18 protein-coding genes, 1 pseudogene and 1 riboswitch are annotated in these 18,134 nt (G+C 59.9%); of the genes and pseudogenes, 9 read left to right on the plus strand and 10 right to left on the minus strand.

The genetic code is table 11. The features are described 5' to 3' along the window. Positions 1 to 4: 4 nt before the first annotated feature. From LOY43_RS23560 to LOY43_RS23570, 3 genes are all read right to left on the minus strand, one after another. Entirely contained in the window at positions 5 to 1,894 is a 1,890-nt protein-coding gene (locus tag LOY43_RS23560; RefSeq protein ID WP_016985157.1) for a DUF1302 domain-containing protein, read from the minus strand. Between the two features lie 337 nt (positions 1,895 to 2,231). Beyond that, positions 2,232 to 3,914: a fatty acid--CoA ligase gene (locus LOY43_RS23565; protein WP_220556978.1), complete on the minus strand. Its 1,683-nt coding sequence runs from the start codon at positions 3,912 to 3,914 to the stop codon at positions 2,232 to 2,234. Between the two features lie 146 nt (positions 3,915 to 4,060). Beyond that, positions 4,061 to 5,245 (minus strand): MFS transporter, encoded by a 1,185-nt coding sequence (locus LOY43_RS23570; RefSeq protein WP_095050633.1) that lies wholly within the window; start codon positions 5,243 to 5,245, stop codon positions 4,061 to 4,063. Between the two features lie 84 nt (positions 5,246 to 5,329). On the opposite strand from LOY43_RS23570, the gene LOY43_RS23575 reads away from it, so the two are divergent. Then, on the plus strand, positions 5,330 to 6,094 hold the full coding sequence (locus LOY43_RS23575) for a helix-turn-helix transcriptional regulator (RefSeq protein ID WP_258708811.1): 765 nt from the start codon (positions 5,330 to 5,332) through the stop codon (positions 6,092 to 6,094). Between the two features lie 117 nt (positions 6,095 to 6,211). On the opposite strand, the gene LOY43_RS23580 is transcribed toward LOY43_RS23575, so the two are convergent. Further along, entirely contained in the window at positions 6,212 to 6,841 is a 630-nt protein-coding gene (locus LOY43_RS23580) for a LysE family translocator (RefSeq protein WP_093441294.1), read from the minus strand. Between the two features lie 91 nt (positions 6,842 to 6,932). On the opposite strand from LOY43_RS23580, the gene LOY43_RS23585 reads away from it, so the two are divergent. From LOY43_RS23585 to LOY43_RS23595, 3 genes are all read left to right on the plus strand, one after another. Then, a complete protein-coding gene (locus LOY43_RS23585; RefSeq protein ID WP_095050631.1) occupies positions 6,933 to 7,898 on the plus strand; it encodes a 2-hydroxyacid dehydrogenase in 966 nt (321 codons plus the stop codon). A gap of 32 nt (positions 7,899 to 7,930) precedes the next feature. Continuing rightward, positions 7,931 to 8,929 carry a class I SAM-dependent methyltransferase gene (locus LOY43_RS23590; RefSeq protein WP_095050630.1) on the plus strand — a complete coding sequence of 333 codons (999 nt, stop codon included), beginning with the start codon at positions 7,931 to 7,933 and terminating at the stop codon, positions 8,927 to 8,929. A gap of 40 nt (positions 8,930 to 8,969) precedes the next feature. Continuing rightward, a riboswitch (yybP-ykoY riboswitch) is annotated at positions 8,970 to 9,092 on the plus strand. 88 nt (positions 9,093 to 9,180) lie between these two features. After that, positions 9,181 to 9,765, plus strand: coding sequence for a TMEM165/GDT1 family protein (locus LOY43_RS23595; RefSeq protein WP_077574495.1), 585 nt, complete (start codon positions 9,181 to 9,183; stop codon positions 9,763 to 9,765). A 124-nt stretch (positions 9,766 to 9,889) separates the two neighbouring features. On the opposite strand, the gene LOY43_RS23600 is transcribed toward LOY43_RS23595, so the two are convergent. Next, positions 9,890 to 10,708 carry a M48 family metallopeptidase gene (locus LOY43_RS23600; protein WP_093441307.1) on the minus strand — a complete coding sequence of 273 codons (819 nt, stop codon included), beginning with the start codon at positions 10,706 to 10,708 and terminating at the stop codon, positions 9,890 to 9,892. A 1,351-nt stretch (positions 10,709 to 12,059) separates the two neighbouring features. Here LOY43_RS23600 and LOY43_RS28955 point away from each other — a divergent pair. Beyond that, positions 12,060 to 12,257 (plus strand): annotated as a pseudogene (locus LOY43_RS28955) (HAMP domain-containing protein); the annotation flags it as partial. Positions 12,258 to 12,368: 111 nt separating this feature from the next. Further along, positions 12,369 to 13,112 carry a methyl-accepting chemotaxis protein gene (locus LOY43_RS28960; protein WP_408980847.1) on the plus strand — a complete coding sequence of 248 codons (744 nt, stop codon included), beginning with the start codon at positions 12,369 to 12,371 and terminating at the stop codon, positions 13,110 to 13,112. A 206-nt stretch (positions 13,113 to 13,318) separates the two neighbouring features. Here the strand turns inward: LOY43_RS28960 and LOY43_RS23610 are convergent, their stop codons facing one another. The 3 genes from LOY43_RS23610 to LOY43_RS23620 are packed head-to-tail and all read right to left on the minus strand — an operon-like array spanning position 13,319 to position 14,431. After that, the gene (locus LOY43_RS23610; protein WP_095050627.1) at positions 13,319 to 13,942 is read right to left on the minus strand and encodes an SOS response-associated peptidase; all 624 of its coding nucleotides are present in this window, start codon (positions 13,940 to 13,942) and stop codon (positions 13,319 to 13,321) included. Positions 13,943 to 13,978: 36 nt separating this feature from the next. Then, on the minus strand, positions 13,979 to 14,239 hold the full coding sequence (locus LOY43_RS23615) for a putative signal transducing protein (protein WP_007912819.1): 261 nt from the start codon (positions 14,237 to 14,239) through the stop codon (positions 13,979 to 13,981). A 9-nt stretch (positions 14,240 to 14,248) separates the two neighbouring features. After that, positions 14,249 to 14,431, minus strand: coding sequence for a CPXCG motif-containing cysteine-rich protein (locus LOY43_RS23620; protein WP_095050626.1), 183 nt, complete (start codon positions 14,429 to 14,431; stop codon positions 14,249 to 14,251). A 142-nt stretch (positions 14,432 to 14,573) separates the two neighbouring features. On the opposite strand from LOY43_RS23620, the gene LOY43_RS23625 reads away from it, so the two are divergent. Continuing rightward, positions 14,574 to 15,737, plus strand: a complete 1,164-nt coding sequence (locus tag LOY43_RS23625; RefSeq protein WP_176471301.1) for a 1-acyl-sn-glycerol-3-phosphate acyltransferase — start codon at positions 14,574 to 14,576, stop codon at positions 15,735 to 15,737. 88 nt (positions 15,738 to 15,825) lie between these two features. On the opposite strand, the gene LOY43_RS23630 is transcribed toward LOY43_RS23625, so the two are convergent. Next, positions 15,826 to 16,104 (minus strand): hypothetical protein, encoded by a 279-nt coding sequence (locus LOY43_RS23630; RefSeq protein ID WP_093441332.1) that lies wholly within the window; start codon positions 16,102 to 16,104, stop codon positions 15,826 to 15,828. A 193-nt stretch (positions 16,105 to 16,297) separates the two neighbouring features. Here LOY43_RS23630 and LOY43_RS23635 point away from each other — a divergent pair, with 193 nt between their 5' ends. Continuing rightward, entirely contained in the window at positions 16,298 to 16,504 is a 207-nt protein-coding gene (locus tag LOY43_RS23635; protein ID WP_095050666.1) for a hypothetical protein, read from the plus strand. Positions 16,505 to 16,818: 314 nt separating this feature from the next. Here LOY43_RS23635 and LOY43_RS23640 read toward each other — a convergent pair whose 3' ends face one another. Next, on the minus strand, positions 16,819 to 17,403 hold the full coding sequence (locus LOY43_RS23640) for a YajG family lipoprotein (RefSeq protein WP_007912832.1): 585 nt from the start codon (positions 17,401 to 17,403) through the stop codon (positions 16,819 to 16,821). A 204-nt stretch (positions 17,404 to 17,607) separates the two neighbouring features. Between LOY43_RS23640 and LOY43_RS23645 the strand changes: the two genes are divergently transcribed. Continuing rightward, a complete protein-coding gene (locus LOY43_RS23645) occupies positions 17,608 to 17,841 on the plus strand; it encodes a hypothetical protein (protein WP_007912834.1) in 234 nt (77 codons plus the stop codon). Positions 17,842 to 18,134 lie beyond the last annotated feature (293 nt).

Genomic DNA, 18,134 nt, shown 5'->3' on the forward strand with positions numbered 1-18,134 from the left:
GTGCTTAGAAGTTCACACCGAAGCTGAGCGCAACAAAGTCGCGGTCATCCACAGTGGTGTACTTGCCGTCGAAGAAGTTGGTGTACGCCAGGCTCGCGGTGTAGGTGTTCTGGTATTCGGCATCGACGCCCAGGCTGACCGCTTTGCGACCTTCCTCGAAGTTGCCGCCAGGGCCTGGCGAGTAACCGCTGACGTCGTGGGACCAGGCCACGTTCGGCTTGAGGTTCACACCGGCGAAGACGTCGTTGTATTCCCAGATGGCGCGACCGCGGTAGCCCCACGACATCGAGGTGGTGAAGCCGTCGTTGTCGCAATTGCGGCTGCGGTTGTTCTGCGGTGAGCCCGGCCCGGCACCATTGATGGTGCTGGCGTTGAGAATATTGGCGCAGGTATTCACACCGCCAGTGGCCGGCAACTCACCCGGGCCGTACACCGGATCGCGGCCATAGCGCTTGTCGGAACGGCTTTCCAGCCCGCCGACGTAGGTCGCGCCGACTTCGCCGACGAGGGTCAGACGGCTGGCGCCCATGACCTGATCGAAGAAGTGCGTGAACGTGGTCTGGATCTGGGTGATTTCCTTGCGCTCGTAACCGTGCAGATCCTGACCCGGCACGCCATTGAGGATCGAAGCGTTGGTCAGTGCCCCGCCGATCGGACGCACACCGGCGAACAGGATGTCGGTGGAGTTCAGTTGTACCGGCGCGTTCGGACGGTAGCTGATCTCACCGCTCCACGCGGTACCGGTAGGCAGGGTGGTGGAGAAGCTCAGACCGTAGAGGCGAATGTCTTCAGGGTACTCAATGAAGTAATTCGAGTTGCCCGCGACCAGCAATGGCGCAAGTGCCGCAAACGGCCCCGGCAGCGCGCGCGCGGTGTTGTAGACCGATTGCGGAGCACCGGTGGCGCTGAAGATCGGCGCACGGCTGTGGTAGTTCATGAAGTAGGCGCCGAACTCGGTGTCCAGCGGTTCGTACATGTACTTGAAGGACGCGCCCCACTGGCCGCTGTCACGGGCATCACGATCCGGACCGCGGCGCACCAGAACGCCTTCTTCGTTGACGTTGACACCGTTGGCCGCCAACGGCCCCAGGGCGATGGCCGGGATTTGCGAACGCTTGTTCAGCACGCGCAGGTTGTCGTTGCAACCGTCGGCAACGATGTCTGGCTGCGAGAAGAACGTGCCGCAGTTATCGACGACGGTCTGGTCCCATTCCAGCTGATAGAACGCTTCGGCCGAAAGGTTTTCGGTCAGGCTCTGGGACACGTAGAACATGTTGACCGGGATCAGGCCTTCCTTGATCTCGGCGCCCGGACGACGGAACGCGGAAACGTCGATCGGGTTGATCGAGTTGATGCCGCCACCGATGAAGGTACTTTCACCCCAGCTCACCACCTGCTTGCCCAAACGCACGGAGCCCGGCTGATCGGCGATCGCGTAGTTGTGGTAGACAAAGGCGTCGAGGATCTGCCCGCCGGACGACTTGGCGCCCTCTTTGCGGCCCGAATCGCTGATGTCCTTGAACTCGCGGCTTTCGTCCTTGAGTTCGAAGTCGTACCAGTATTTGCCACGGACAAACACGCCGGTGTCGCCGTACTTCAGTTCAAGGTCATGAATGCCCTTGAAGATTTTCGAAAAGGTTTCACCGCTCTTGAAGTTGGCGTGACCGTCATCGGACGTTTGCGACAGGCCGTGGCCGCCGTTGTTGACGCCGATGAGGTTCTTGTTCGGGCTCTGAGTAGACCAACTGGCACCGATCGACAGGGATGAGTCGAACTGGCCTTCGATTTCACCGACGTTGAAACTGACGCCGAATGCGGGCCCGGCGAGCGAAGAGGCAAGACTGACTGCCAGAGGCAGTTTCGCCCGGCGCCAGAACTGGTTTACTGAGGTCATCGACGCTACTCCATGTGCATTATTGTTATGGCAGTGAGTACTTTTAAAAACGCCTGAAGGACCGGGTGCCAGAGACAACCCGAAATCACTCCAAAAATGCATCGCCCCGTTTTGTGCGTGTGCCCCGTTCTTAAAAATCCTTGAGCGGACTATAGCCAGCAGGTGGTACTGCTTGATCCCTCTAAAGTGTGATTTGCAGCTGCCAACCACTCTGGAACAGTCCTTTCGCCAGTCCGACGCATGTCGGCACGGCAAGGATGGCTGATTTTTTCGATTTCACAAGCCAAGCGCTTGCTTGGTGGGTCTGGCGCGCCGGTTTCGGCGCGCCAGCAGACACTCAAAGTGTCGAGAGGAAGGTGCTGTTGTTGGCCTGCCATTCGGTGATGTCGAGGCGGATGCGCTTCTTGTCGAGCTTGCCGACACTGGTCTTGGGAATTTCGGTAACAAGGGCGATCTGACTCGGGATCGCCCACTTGCTCAGGTGCCCCAATTCCACGAACGGCTTGAGGTGTTCCTTGAGCTCGCGTGCCCCGATCACATGCCCTTCACGGATTACCAGCAAGGCAAACGGACGCTCGCCCCACTGCGGATCGGCGATGCCCACCACTGCTACTTCGCGTACCGCAACGTGACGGCTGATCAGGTCTTCGAGATCCAGCGAAGAGATCCACTCGCCGCCGGTCTTGATCACATCCTTGATGCGGTCGCGGATGTCGATCACGCCCATGCTGTCGAGTGTGGCAACGTCGCCGGTGTGCAACCAGCCACCAGCCCAGAGCTCGGCGCCCTTCTGCGGTTCGTTGAAATAGCCTTCGGTGAGCCATGGCGCACGCAGTACCAGTTCGCCCTGGGTCTCGCCGTCGGCCGGGAGAAAGTTACCCTCGGCATCGACAATCGCCGCTTCCACCAGCGGCCCCGGCACGCCGGCCTTGATCCGGTAGGTGGTGCGTTCGTCTTCAGTGCCGGCCATCAACTCATCATTGAGGTGCGCACAGGATACAAGCGGCCCGGTTTCCGACATGCCGTACGCAGCGGTGAGCTGAATACCCCGCGCCTTGGCGGTTTCATACAAGGTGCGATTCAGCGCGCTGCCGCCGATGACAATTTTCCAGCCGCCGAAATCGGTGCCCTGCGCGCCTTTGGCGTTGAGCAGCATTTGCAGGATGGTCGGCACGCAGTGGGAGAAGGTAACCTTCTCCTTGCGCCACAACTCGACGAGAAACTCCGGATCGTAGCGCCCCGGATAAACCTGTTTGAGGCCAAGCATGGTCGCCACATACGGCAGGCCCCAGGCGTGTACATGGAACATCGGTGTGATCGGCATGTACACGTCGTTGGTGCCGAGCAGGCGCACGCTGTCGATCGCGCCCATGATCGTCGACACACCCATGGTGTGGAGGACCAGTTGCCGATGGGTGAAATACACGCCTTTCGGGTTGCCGGTGGTGCCAGTGGTGTAGAAGGTGGTGGCGACCGAGTTTTCGTCGAAGTCCTGGAAGTCGTACTGCGGGCTCGCGGCGGCCAGCAGTTGTTCGTACTCACCGACCAGGTTCGGCAGCTCGGCGGTTTTTTCCGGCAGATCAGTCAGCAGCAGGGTTTTCTCGACCGTGCTCAGGTGCGGTGCGATTGCCTGGTAAAGACCGACGAACTCGCTGTTGACCAGCACAAAGCGGTCCTCGGCGTGGTTCATGGTGTAGAGGATCTGTTCCGGCGACAGGCGCACGTTGATGGTATGAATCACCGCGCCAATCATCGGGATCGCAAACATGCATTCCAGGTAACGATGGCTGTCCCAGTCCATCACCGCCACGGTGTCACCGGCCTTCACACCGGCCGCCGTGAGCACGTTGGCCAACCGCGCCACACGCTCGATCAGGGTCGGGTAGCTATAGCGGATCTGGTCACGGTAAATGATCTCGCGGGTTTTCTCGTAACGGGCGCCGGACATCAGCAGCCGTTTGATCAGCAATGGATACTGGTAGGCCCCATCGGCCGGGGGAATGACGCGAGTCTGCAACATAAGAATCCCTTTTCTGACTGCACGGTGTTGGCGTAGAGATCGGTACTCTAGAACCCTTATACGCCAGCCAAATCAGCCAAAGGAATGATTTGCAAAGCCGTACAAATGCTAGCTTTGCGCCAGCATTTGCCGGTTTTCGCTATTGATCAGGCTGTTTGCCCTACAGCCTCCTCGGAAGGCGTCCGTGGGAATACGACTGCTGCAAGGAAGGTCAAAGCGCCGAAACCCGCAAGAATCAAGTACAGGCCTACAAAACCATGGCGCGGTTCGACATAGGAAATCAGCGGAATCGCCGTCGCACTGGCACCGAACGATAAACAGTAACGCAGGGCGAACACCCGTGATTGCCATTGCGGGGCGACGAAGTTGGCGACCATCGCATCGTTGACGGTGACCTGACCGAAGACCACGAACATGAACGCTGCGCCGAGGGCGATCACCGCCCAGCCGTCGGCATAGGCCAGCGCAAACAGCAGCGGTGCCTGGCACAGCGTCAGGACAATGAACGGCCATTTCAGGCTGAGCCGATGCAACACCCGACCAATGCTCAACTGTGCAACCGCACCAAAGGCATAGGCCAGACTGACCACCACACCAAGGGTTTGCGGCGAGGCAAACAGCTCATGCAAACGCTCCTGAAACAGCTTCGGATAGGTCATGGTGGTGGCGTTGAACACCACGCCGCCAGTGGCCGTCGCCAGCGCCAGCACGCCGAACACCATGAGCATGGAAATACGCTGGCCAGCGGCCCCCTTGAGTGGCGTGTGCGCACGCTTCGGAATCGGCTCTTCACGCACGTGCAAGGCGAAGCCAACCCCCAGCACAATCGCCACTGCGCCCGGTATCAGAAACGCCGAGCGCCAGCCGAATTGCGCCACCAGCAAACCGGTGATCAGCGCCGAAAACGCCACACCCAGATTCCCCCACATACCGTTGATGCCGATTTCCCGGCCGCGATTTTGTGCATAAGCGACCAACATCGCCGTGCCGACCGGGTGATAAATCGCCGCAAAAATACCGATCAGGGTCAGACCGATCACCAGCATGGCCGGGCTGCTGCTCAGGCCAGCGAAAATCGCTGAAGCGCCGATGCCGAAGAAAAATACCAGCATCATCTGCCGCCGACTCCAGTGATCGCCCAGCCAACCAGCGGGTAGCGAACACGCGCCGAAGGCAATGAAGCCGCCCAGTGACAGGCCGATCAGCGTGGCGTAGTCGAGACCGAAGGCCTGCGTCATACCGAGCACGGCGGCGGGAAATATCAGCATGAACATGTGATCGATCACATGGGCGGCGTTGATATAGCGAATGACGTTTCTGGATTGATTCATGGCGGCACGCTTTACGTTGTTGTGTGGCGCTATGCTAAGTTGGCCACAAAGCGCATTCCTGCCAGACAAGTCATCGAATCAGACATGTTGATCAGCCATTTCGAACACGGCCCGGTGAGCGCCTACCCCCGGGATTATCTGGATGGCGCGCACCAGCCGCTGCACCTGCATCGTGAGGCGCAGTTGTTGTATGCCGTCAGCGGGATCATGCGCGTGGTCACGGACTCGGGTGCATGGGTGATTCCGCCAAGTCGCGCGGTGTGGATTCCGCCAGAAGTGGCGCACGAGATTTTCATGAGCGGCGACGTGCAGATGCGCTCGCTGTTCATCGCCCCAGAACTGTCACCCGCCAGCCTGCAACAGTGCTGCGTATTGGCGGTGACGCGGCTGCTGCGCGAGCTGATCCTGCGTGCCGTGCAAGGGCCGCCGCATGCCGACAATCCGCTGATTCAGCAGTTGATGCTGGAAGAGCTCGCCGGTCTGGAAAACCTGCCGCTGCACATTCCGATGCCAACCGACCGGCGTCTGCAAAACATTTGTCTGGCACTGCTGCACACCCCCGATCACACCAATACGCTGGAAGACTGGGCGCAGCAGGTCGGCGCCAGCTCACGCACGCTGTCGCGGCTGTTTCAGCAACAAGTGCAGATGAGTTTCAACGCCTGGCGTCAGCAACTGCGCCTGATGGAAGCCCTGCCGCGCCAGCTCGCTGGGGACAGCGTGCAGCGTGTGGCGCAGGACTTGGGTTACGGCAGCGCACGGGCGTTCAGCGCGATGTTTCGCCGTTTGCTGGGAGAGAATCCCCGCGACTACCTGAACACCCTGAGCAAACTCAGCGAACTTGTGTAAGGCCCTTTGGGAGCGAGCCTGCTCGCGAAAGCGGTCTTTCAGCCACCAATAATGTCGACTGACCCAACGCCTTCGCGAGCAGCCTCGCTCCCACAGATTTAAGTCGCGGTTCTGAGATCAGTGCATCTCGGTGAACGCGATTTTCACGCCGAGAGCGATCAGCACCGCGCCCATGGTGCGGTCGAACCAGTGGCCCATGCGGGCAAAACCGGCACGCACCCGCTGCTGACTAAACAACATCGCCACCAGACAGAACCAAAACGCAGTCGCGACCGCCAGGTAAATCCCGTAACCGGCCTGCACCGCCAGTGGCGTGTGCGGGTTGATCACCACGGTGAATAGCGACAGGAAGAACAGCGTGGCTTTCGGATTCAGACCATTGGTCACGAAGCCTGACGTGAACGCGCCGCGCGCCGTGCGTACGCCGGCCTCTTTGTGCAAGTCATCGGCCACGGCTTTCGCTGGTTGCGCGCGCAATGCCTTGAAGCCGATGTACAGCAAGTAAGCCGCCGCCGCCCATTTCAACGCGTTGAACAACACGATCGATTGCGACACGATCAGGCCGATACCGAGCAGCGAATAACCAACGTGCAGGAAAATCGCCGTGCCCACGCCCAGCGCGGTCCAGGTGCCGGCGCGGCGACCGTGGGTCACGCTCTCGCGCACCACCACGGCGAAGTCCGGGCCGGGGCTGGCGACGGCCAGCAAGTGGATCAGTGCAACGGTCAAGAACTCGGTCCAGTACATGGGGGCTCCTTTCGGCCAAGCGTATCAATTTGTTTCATCTGGTAGGCTCGGCAGATTACGCCCTACGCTCACAGCACGAAAGTTACAGTTGATGACCAACACGCACCGCGCGGTATTCCTTGATCACCCTTCGCTGGATCTCGGCGACCTCGACCTCAGTCCGCTGCGTGAGTGTTTCAGCGATCTGCAGCTTTTCGCCCAGACCTTGCCCGAGCAGGTTGCCGAGCGCCTGCAAGGGGCGACGGTGGCGATCACCAACAAGATCATGATCAACGCTGCCGCCATGGCCGCCAACCCCGCTCTGAAACTGATCCTGATCACCGCCACGGGCACCAACAACGTCGACCTCGTCGCCGCTCGTGCTCAGGGCATCACCGTGTGCAACTGCCAGGGTTACGGCACGCCGTCGGTGGCGCAACACACGATCATGCTGTTGCTCAACCTCGCCACGCGTCTGGCCGATTATCAAAAAGCCGTTGGCGAAGGTCGCTGGCAGCAAGCCAAACAGTTCTGCCTGCTCGACTATCCGATTGTCGAGCTGGAAGGCAAAACCCTCGGCCTGCTCGGTCATGGCGAACTCGGCGGCGCTGTGGCGCGATTGGCCGAAGCGTTCGGCATGCGCGTGTTGCTCGGGCAGATTCCCGGGCGCCCTGCTCGTCCGGATCGTTTGCCGCTGGATGAACTGTTGCCGCAGATCGACGCCCTCACCCTGCACTGCCCGCTGAACGAACACACTCGCCATTTCATCGGTGCTCGCGAGTTGGCGTCGATGAAGCCCGGTGCGTTCGTGGTCAACACCGCGCGTGGCGGTCTGATCGATGAACAGGCGCTGGCCGAAGCCCTGCGCAATGGTCACCTTGGCGGCGCGGCCACCGATGTGTTGAGTGTAGAGCCGCCGACCCAAGGCAATCCGTTGCTCGCGGCGGACATCCCACGCCTGATCGTTACGCCACACAACGCCTGGGGCAGCCGCGAGGCTCGGCAGCGCATCGTCGGCCAATTGACCGAAAACGCTCAGGCGTTCTTCAGCGGTAAGGCGCTGCGGGTCGTCAGTTGATAAACTGCGGCACTTTTTTTTGAGGAGCAGTTATGGATCCGCGCAGTGAAGTACTGCTTCGTCAGCCCGAGTTATTTCAAGGTTCGCTGTTGTTGGCCGGTTTGCCTGCCGACGATTTGCTCGGGCGCCTGCCCAACGCATTTGGCTGGTGCTGGCATGCCGGCGACCAGGCCGCGCTGGACGCACGCTTTGAAGGCCGTAGCCATTTTGGCGTGAACATACCCGAGCGAGAATTCGACAGCGCCGTGGTGTTTCTGCCCAAGTCCAAAGACCTCACCGACTACATCCTCAACGCCCTGGCTTCGCGTCTGGCCGGGCGTGAAGTATTTCTGGTCGGGGAAAAGCGCAGCGGCATCGAAGGCGCATCCAAGCAGCTCAACCCGTTCGGCAAGCCGCGCAAACTCGACAGCGCGCGTCATTGCCAGCTCTGGCAAGTCACCGTGGCTAACGCCCCTGAAGTGAAATCCCTGGAAAGCCTGGCGCAGACCTATGAATTGCCTTTGGCCGAGGGTCCGCTGAAAGTTATCAGCCTGCCGGGCGTGTTCAGCCACGGTCGCCTGGATCGCGGCAGCGCCCTGCTGCTGGAGCATCTGGACAAATTGCCGAGCGGCCATCTGCTCGACTTCGGTTGCGGTGCCGGTGTTCTGGGCGCTGCGGTCAAGCGTCGCTACCCACACAATCAGGTGACCCTGCTTGATGTCGATGCGTTCGCCGCCGCCAGCAGTCGCCTGACATTGGCGGCCAATGGTCTGGAAGCTGAAGTGCTGACTGGCGACGGTATCGATGCCGCGCCGATGGGTTTGAGTGCGATTCTGAGCAATCCACCGTTCCATGTCGGCGTGCACACCGATTATTTCGCAACCGAGAACTTGTTGCGAAAAGCGGCCAAACACCTGAAAAATGGCGGCGAACTGCGCTTGGTGGCGAACAGCTTCCTCAAGTATCAACCGCTGATCGAAGAGCATCTGGGCGTCTGTGCAATCAAGGCCGAAGGCAATGGTTTCCGGATTTACCGGGCCAAGCGCGGCTGAAAATTTGTTCTTGCTCAATCGGATTTGCGAAGGCAGAATCCGCTCCGTCCTAGGGGAGTAGTCTCCCACGAGCGCCAAGCTCGTCCGGCATACGTCAACATACTTGATCCTCAGATCATGGCGTATGCGACCCAAGCGTCCGCAGCAGACGGATCGCAGGGTTTGACAAGACCTATGACACGCACACCTTACCCGGGGCGGGAAGGCTGTACGTGTCATAGCCGTGTCGACCCGCCCCTTAGGAAATCCTGATGCTGGACTCGTTACTCGTTCCCACCGCAATCGTTGCCTTGGCCGAAATCGGCGACAAGACGCAACTGCTCGCGCTGATTCTCGCCGCTCGCTTCCGCAAACCCTGGCCGATCATTGCCGGTATTGTCGCCGCGACCCTGGCCAACCACGCAGCAGCCGGTGCGGTAGGCGCCTGGTTTGGCAGCTTCTTCTCGAATGCCACGCTGCACTGGATTCTCGCCGCAAGCTTTACGGCCACTGCGCTGTGGACACTGGTCCCGGACAAAATGGATGACGATGAAACCAGCACCGCACGCAAGTTCGGGCCGTTCTTGACCACGCTGATTGCGTTTTTCCTCGCAGAAATGGGTGACAAGACTCAGGTCGCGACGGTGATGCTCGCCGCGCAATACCCGGAACTGTGGCTGGTGATTATCGGTACCACGGCGGGCATGTTGATTGCCAACGTGCCGGTGGTGCTGGCAGGTAACTTCGCCGCAGACAAACTGCCACTGACCTTGATCCGTCGCCTCGCCGCTTCGGCATTCATGATTTTGGCGATTGTTGCGGTGTACAAGGCGATGCAGAGCAGTGGCTGGGTTTAATCCTCAGTGAAGGATCGTTCCCACGCTCTGCGTGGGAATGCAGCCGGGGACGCTCTGCGTCCCGCTTGGAACGCGGAGCGTCCCTTGAGGCATTCCCACGCAGAGCGTGGGAACGATCACCGACTCAGGATTTAGGAGCTTTTTCGTACAACGGCATAACCTTCGGAATTGCCGCCTGCAACGAGGCAATCCGGCTGGTCGAAGCCGGGTGAGTGCTCATGAACTCCGGCGGCGAACCTTCCGATGCCTTGCTCATCTTGTTCCACAAAGTGATCGCGGCGTTCGGGTTGTAACCGGCGCGTGCGGCCAGTTCCAGACCGATCAGGTCGGCTTCGTTTTCGTTGGCACGGCTGTTCGGCAGGGTCATGCCGTAGTTGGCCACGGTGTCGGCCAGCGCCAGACTGTCCTGACCCAGACCGAGCAATGCACCTGCGCCCTGCTTGGCCATTTCAATCCCGTACGCCTTGGACATCGCTTCACGACCGTGTTCGCGCAGGGCATGCGCGATTTCATGGCCCATGACCGCAGCGATTTCATCGTCGGTGAGCTTCAGGCTGTCGATCAGCCCGGTGTAGAAAATGATCTTGCCGCCGGGCCCGCAGTTGGCGTTGAGTTCATCACTCTTGATCAGATTGACTTCCCACTGCCATTGCGCCGCATCCGGACGGAAGTTCGGCGCCTGGGCGATCAGGCGGTTGGCAATCGCCTGAACCCGCTTGGCCTCGGGGCTGGTCTTGTCCAGCACACCTTTGCTGGACGCCTCGCCGACGGTCTTCTGATACGACTGCGCATACATCTGGTCGACCTCTTGCGAGGACAGCATGCTGAACATGTACTGCTTGCGCTCCACACCCACGGCACCGCCGCTGGTGGTGTTGACCGATTGACAACCGGCCAGCAACAGCGCTGCGCTCAGTGCACTTACAACCAATGTCTTGTTCATTCAAAAGCTCCCTGAAAACCTGCGCGTATCCTAGGCGGGTAATTGTATCGACGCCAGATACAACGGACGTGTTGCAGCGACTTTCAGACGTTTCCCACCAGAGCTGTCGCAAAAAATTCACAGCGACCGCCAAGTCCCGTGCAACTGCGTCGCGCACTGATCCATTTGCGACATTAGCTTTCAATTGCTCCGGCTCGCACTCATGGCCCAATGCCCGCTGCCGATACATCAGCGCAGACGTCCTCTTGCGTGCGGAGCTCCCATGAAGTTCAAGTCGATCCAGTTTTCCGTCGCCGCCCTGGCCGGCGCCATCGTGCTCAGTGTGGTCGCCGCGCTGGTGCTGTATGCGCTGTTCTCCGGTGCGCGCACGCAAGAAATGGTGCAACAACGCACCCAGGCGCAATTCGAGCAAGTCATCGAACAGCGCCTGACCTCGCTGGCGCAAACCCAGGTCAGCCAGATCCAGCGCGAGCTCGAGGCGCCGCTGCTGATTGCCGGCGGCCTGGTGCGAGTCAACGCCCTGCTCGGCACGCCGGGCGCCGATGGCCAGCCACGCCTGAGCGTCAGCCGCGAGCAACTGATCAGCCTGATCAAAGAAAACGTCGAGAAGAACCCGAAGATTCTCGGCACTTACATCGGCTGGGAAAAGAACGCCCTGGACCACAATGACGCGGCCTACGTCGGCACCAGCGTCGTTGGCATCGATGCCGCCAACGGGCGCTTCCTGCCGTGGTGGTTCCGCAACGATGACGGCACCCTCGGCCTGGACAAACTGGTCGACGTCGACGACCAGAAAACCCTGTCCACCGGCGTGCGCGCCAGCGAGTACTACTTGTGCTCGAAGGAAACGAAGAAAGCCTGCGTGATCGATCCGGCGCCGTACAAGGTCGGCGACAAGATCGTCATGCTCGCCTCCTTTATCGAGCCGATCATGCTTAACGGTGCCTTCCAGGGCATTGTCGGCGCCGACCTGTCGGTGAACTTCATTCAGGAAATGCTCCTCGGCGCCAACCAAAAGCTGTACAGCGGCGCCGGGCAAATGGCCCTGATCGGCGGCAACGGCCGGATCGTCGCGTACACCCAAGACCCGAGCAAATTCGGCGAGAAAGTCAGCGACATCCTCGACGCCGGGCAGACCGCCAACCTGGCCAATCTCAAACGCGGCGAAGTGACTTACTCGGTCAACAAGGACAAGGGCCGCATCGAGTTGTACCTGCCGTTCGGCATCGGTCAGACCGACGCGCGCTGGACGCTGATGCTGCAACTGCCGCTCAACGCCGTGATGGCGGATCTGCAAAAACTGCAGGCCGACCTCGATGCGCAACGCAAATCCGACACCTTCGGCATGGCCATGGTTGGTCTGCTGATCGCCGGCCTCGGCCTGCTGGTGATCTGGCTGGTCGGCCACGGCATCGCCCGACCGCTGAAACAGATGGTCGCGATGCTCAATGACATCGCTCAGGGTGAAGGTGATCTGACCCGACGCTTGAGCAGCGATCGCAGTGATGAACTGGGCTCGATCGCCAAGGGCTTCAACACCTTTTTGGCCAAGTTGCAGGCGATGATCACGCAGGTGGTGACGTCGGTACAGAGCGTCAGCGATTCCTCGGAACACACCGCTGACATCGCCATTCGCACCAACATCGGCATTCAAAAACAAATGGCCGAGATCGATCAGGTCGCCACGGCGGTGCAGGAAATGACCGCCACCGCGCAGGATGTCGCGCGGAACGCGACGCAGGCGGCACAAGCGGCCAGTCATGCCGACCAGGCCGCCAGCCAGGGCATGCAGATTGTCCGCGATACGTCCAATTCGATTGGCGTGCTGGCGCTGGAAATCGGCAAGGCAGTAGATGTGGTACAGACCCTGGCCAAGGACAGCGAGAACATCAACGCCATTCTCACCGCCATTCGCGGCATCGCCGAGCAGACCAACCTGCTGGCCCTGAACGCGGCGATCGAGGCGGCGCGTGCCGGTGAACAGGGTCGTGGGTTTGCCGTGGTGGCCGACGAGGTGCGCAATCTGGCGCAGAAAACCCAGAAAGCCACTGAAGAAATCCAGAGCATGATCCAACAACTGCAACAAGGCACCCGCGATGTCGTGCGGGTCATGGAAGACAGCCAGAACCGCACCGATGAAAGCGTGCAGCATGCGGCGAAAGCGGCTGAGGCGCTGGAAACGATCACCCAGGCGGTTTCGGTGATCAACGACATGAACACGCAGATTGCCAGTGCGGCGGAAGAGCAGAGTGCGGTGGCCGATGACATCAACCGCAATGTGATCAACATCGGGCAAGTGGCCAATGAAGTGGCGGGGGGCGCGGATGAGTCGAGTTCGGCGAGTGCCGATTTGACCAAACTGGCGGAGCAGCAGCGGCGGTTGATCAATCAGTTCAAGGTCTGAAAAGCGAAAAGCCCCTCACCCCAGCCCTCTCCCGGAGGGAGAGGGGGCCGACCGAGTTGTCTCCCGTCATACATCGACCTGAAAAATCGTGGCGATTATGGATTCGGTGAAAAGCTTTCAAGTGGGTGTGTTTCGTCAATATCCCGCGGTCAGTCCCCTCTCCCTCTGGGAGAGGGCTAGGGTGAGGGGCTTTTGATCTGCAGGCTTTAGCCCGGGGTCAAACACTCCGGCCCGTTGAGCTTCGGATCATTGATCAGATTCGCCAACACCCGCTCACGCAGCGCCGCGGGTTCACTGGCCAGCAACCCCTGCAACACATGCAACGGCGTCTCGGGATCGAGCCACGCCGCCTGCCCCGCCTCATCGAGAATCAACGGCCGGCGCTGACTCGACGCCGGCTGAGTAATCACCGCCGTACTCAACCACACCTGTTCCTGCACCGGATAAGCCTCCCAGATCGCCGCGAAAAACAGCGAAGAACCCTCCCCCGGCGTCAGCCAGAACGGCCGCTTGCGCTGGGTCCCGCGCCATTCGTAAAAACCATTCGCCGGTAGCAGGCAACGACGCTGGCGCAGCGCCTCACGAAACATCGGCTGCTCAGCCACGGTTTCCGCCCGGGCATGTGCCGGGGTTTTCGACAGATCGGTCAGCCACGGCGGCGTTAATCCCCAACGGGCGCGGGCCAGGCTGCGCTGGCCATCTTCACTGGCACGCAGCATCAGCACCGAATCATTGGGGGAAATGTTCCACTGCGCCTGCTGATCGGCGGGAAAACCAGGCAGGGCCGCGAAGTCGCGGTTCCAGCGAAACAGGGCATAACGTCCACACATGGGGCAACACGACTCTGAAGTAATACGAAGCTCAGCCTAACAGACCAGCGTCCCGGGGAAGCTCTCCGGTTCATCGCCGGGCAGCGGCAGCGCGGCATTGTACGCGGTGATCAGCTCACGGGCGTATTCGGCCTGATCGTTATCCACAGATAAGCCCAACAGACCGAAGATCGGCAGCTCGCCCGTTCCACCGAGCAAATCGCGGCCAATCAAATGCGCCTCGATGCCTTCGCTGGCGAGCATGCCCTTGAGCATTTCACCTTCCATCAGATTTTCCGGCTCGTAGATTCGCTGCATGGGCGCCCCTTATTCGTTCTCACTGAAAACTTCCAGAAACCAGTCCTCTCCATGGACCTGCAATACGAACGTTATTGGCCGACAACACACCTGACAGTCCTCGATATAGGTCTGATCGCCGGCGGACAAGTCCACCGACGTCTCAACAAGCTCCCCACAATAAGGACATTCGTATTCAGCGGTTTCCAGCATCGCGGTCTCCCAAGTGACTTGTGCGTATAATCGCCGGTCTATTTGCAGGGCTATTTTTGTCTGGCTACTTTTTCAGACCGTGCCCCGCGGGTTTTCGATCAAAACCTTTACTTACCCTAGCCGTTTCCAACAAGAGAGCATGATGGGCGAATTCGATGCCATCCGACCTTACGACGACAGCGAAGTACCTGTGGTACTGGCAAGACTGCTCGGCGACAAGGCGTTTCTAGATATCCTCACCCACTTCCGCTTCCCGCGTTTTGCCGGTGCCTTCGGCTGGATGCTCAAACCACTTATAGCCCATCGGCTACGTCGTGAGTTCGCCGACGTAACTTCGGTGGCGACGTTGCAGGACAAGGTCGAGTCCTACGTCGACCACACCATCGAGCGCGCCACCGATGGCGTGACCTACACCGGTGTCGAGCAATTCAAGTCCGGCAGCGCCTATCTGTTCATCGCCAACCACCGCGATATCGTCATGGACCCGGCCTTCGTCAACTACGCCGTGTACCACGCCGGCCTGCCGACGCCGCGCATCGCGATCGGCGACAACCTGCTGCAGAAGCCGTTTGTCAGCGATCTGATGCGTCTGAACAAGAGCTTCATCGTCCACCGTTCGATCACCGGCCGTCGCGAGAAAATGGCTGCTTATCAGTTGCTGTCGGCGTACATCAACCACTCGATCCGCAACGATTGCGCGTCGATCTGGATCGCTCAGGCTGAAGGCCGGGCGAAGGACGGCGACGACCGCACCGAGTCGGCGATCCTCAAGATGTTCCACATGAGCCGCAAGGACGAGCCGTTCGGCGAAGTCATCCGCTCGCTGAACGTTACCCCGGTGTCGATCAGCTACGAATATGACCCGTGCGACCAGGCCAAGGCTCGCGAGTTGTACATCCGCGCCACCACCGGCACTTACGCGAAAGCGCCGGGCGAAGATGACGTGAGCATCGCCAAAGGCATCACTGGCTACAAGGGCCGGGTGCACGTGAACTTTGCCGCGCCGATTACCGAGCTGTTCGAAGACACCAAGCAATTGGCGATCGAGATGGACAAACAAATTCTCGGTGGCTACCGGTTGTTCCCGGTGCACTACCTGGCGTACGCCCAGTGGGCCGATGCCGATCCGCAGTTGAATGTGCCGAAAGCTGCCGAGGTGTTCCCGGCGGATGAGCTGGCCAAGGCGCAGCAAGAGTGGCAGGAACGCTTGGATGCGTGCCCTGAGGAGCATCGTCCGTATCTGGTGCTGCAATATGCGACGCCGGTGCGTAATCAATACCGGGTCAAGGCTGGGTTGCCGTTGTAAAGCAACGGCAAGATCAAAAGATCGCCGCCTGCGGCAGCTCCTACAGGGGATTCGTGTAGGAGCTGCCGAAGGCGGCGATCTTTTGCTTTTAATAGCGCGTGCTGATCCAGGAGACGATCAGGGCCAGCCCGAGGCAAGCAAAACCAAAACGATAGAAAAACCGGTTCATGCGCAAGGTCGCCCAATCAAGGATTGGTTCGGCATTCGGTTGCGCCTGGCGCTGAGCGGCAATGCTGGCCATCGCACGTTGTTCACGGCGACGAGTGGCGTGCAGCAGCCAACTCCCCGGAAACGCCAACAACAACGCGAGCAAGTTGATCAACTTGGCGGGATGGGCGGTAAACAGCGTCATCAAGTGCAGCGACATCACAGACCTCTATCTGAACCGGTGTGGCAGACGCCAGATCGACGACTGCGGCGCGGATTCTAACCAAACCTGCCGGTTCACCCCCAGTCTTTGCGACAAATAACCTGACAATCGACCGATGGCTGTCCTGTGTCACGGCATCGTCATGTGGATACACCAAGATGCGCGCCTCGAAACGCACATGGAACGCGACATGCTTCACGCTGAAAACCAGGATCGTCTGTACCTCATTAGCCCTTACGACGAGCAACAAAGCCTTGTCGGCAGCCTCGCCTTCAATGTCCAGGATCGCCATTGGCTGGTGTATTGCGCGCTGGGCGGGCATCAGCATGCGGATTTGCCGGAGACGGATTTGTTGACGGGTGTTAGCGTGCTCGACTTTTATTCCCAGGCTGCCTAAAAGCAAAAGCACCCTCACCCTAGCCCTCTCCCGGAGGGAGAGGGGACTGACCGAGGTGTTTTGTCGAGGTACATCGACCTGAAAGTCCGAGGTGAATGTAGATCTCAAGAACAACGCAAATCGACCTGAAACTCCGAGATGAATGCAGATCCCAGGCACAACACAGATCGGCTCCCTTTCCCCCTCGCCCCCTTGGGGGAGAGGGCTGGGGTGAGGGGGATCGATCTCCCATACGACACAAATCCCAAACCTGACACCCACAAAAAAGCCCGAAACCATCACTGGCCCCGGGCTTTTTCACATCCGCCGAAAACTTACTCAGCCAGAACCTGACCCACCGTCGGGTCCTTGAACAGACGCGTCAGCGCATCGCTCAAGACATCGCTGACCAGTTTGGTGTTGGTTTCCTGGTTTGGCGCCATCCCGAAACGCTGGTCCAGCGAGGCACCGTAACGGCCGCTATAACGGCGGTTGGCGTTCTGCACATCGGAGCGGAAGGTTGCGCCAATGGTCGCTTCGGTCACGTACATACCTTCTTTCGGTGACTGATACTTCAGCTCGGCCAGGGTCACGGTCAACTGCGGAGCGTTGGGTGCGTTGTTGGTCGGGGTGAAGCCGAGCAAACGCACGGCGGCTTCAGCCTGAGCCTGCAGCTTCGGCAGGATCTGCTCGCGCTGCACGGTGATGGCGCTGGTTTCCGGGTACAGGCCGCCACGGGTGCCCAAGGTTGGCGACGGACGACCGTCAACCACACGCACGACGACTGGCTGGCCACGGCCGACCGCTGGCAGCTGGGTGGTCAGCTTCGGCTCCGGGCTCAGTTGTTGCGGGCTGTGGGCGCAGCCGGCCAGGGTCAAACCGGCCACAGTGATCAAACCGAACAACAGGCGTTGCAACATGCTCTTCTCTCCAGAATCAGGCACAAACAGGCCGGCAGTATAGCGGTGGGCCACTGCGGGTAACCAGCGCCCGGCAGCGAATACTGAAATGTCTGACAAACCCGTGGGAAAGCGGTTCCTGTCACAGATTATTCACCCGGCATACACGTTCACGTCACGGCGCCTTGGCAACCTTGCAATCAGTCCCCCACAAGGTACTCAATCATGCGTTATCTGATCTCGTTGTTCGCGCCACGCCCGTTGCACCGCAGCTTCGCCCTGCTCGACCGCAATGGCCATTGCCAGGCATTCAAGCAGTGCAGCCTGCAGCCGATGGGCGACGGTTGGGTGGAAATCGAAGAAATCCGCCTCAACTGGTTGCACCAGCCACTGCCCGCCAGCGCCCGCGTCATAGCGTCGCAGCCCCGTGCACGGGTGCAAGCGATGTTGAGCATCTGACCGGATGCCTAATAAAAGTCATTAAACACGAGCAACTGCCCGCATTTCTTCGATACAATCTCCCCCCGATTATAAGGACGTCTCCTGATCGGGCCCCGCAACAGCGTCAATGCGCATGCATCGACACCCAAAATCGCCCACAGAGAGCCGCCCACACAGATCGAGTGAAGTTGGCGCGCTTGCCTGTTCTTCCGGCAAAAACCCCGCTTTTCGCGAATCTGCAGAGCTGTCATGACGCTCGGCCACCGCGTTGTTTTGCCTTTGCGGGCAAGGTGCCAGGCCTGGACAGCCCT

The sequence above is a fragment of the Pseudomonas sp. B21-041 genome, assembly GCF_024748675.1.
Lineage (GTDB): Bacteria > Pseudomonadota > Gammaproteobacteria > Pseudomonadales > Pseudomonadaceae > Aquipseudomonas > Aquipseudomonas neuropathica.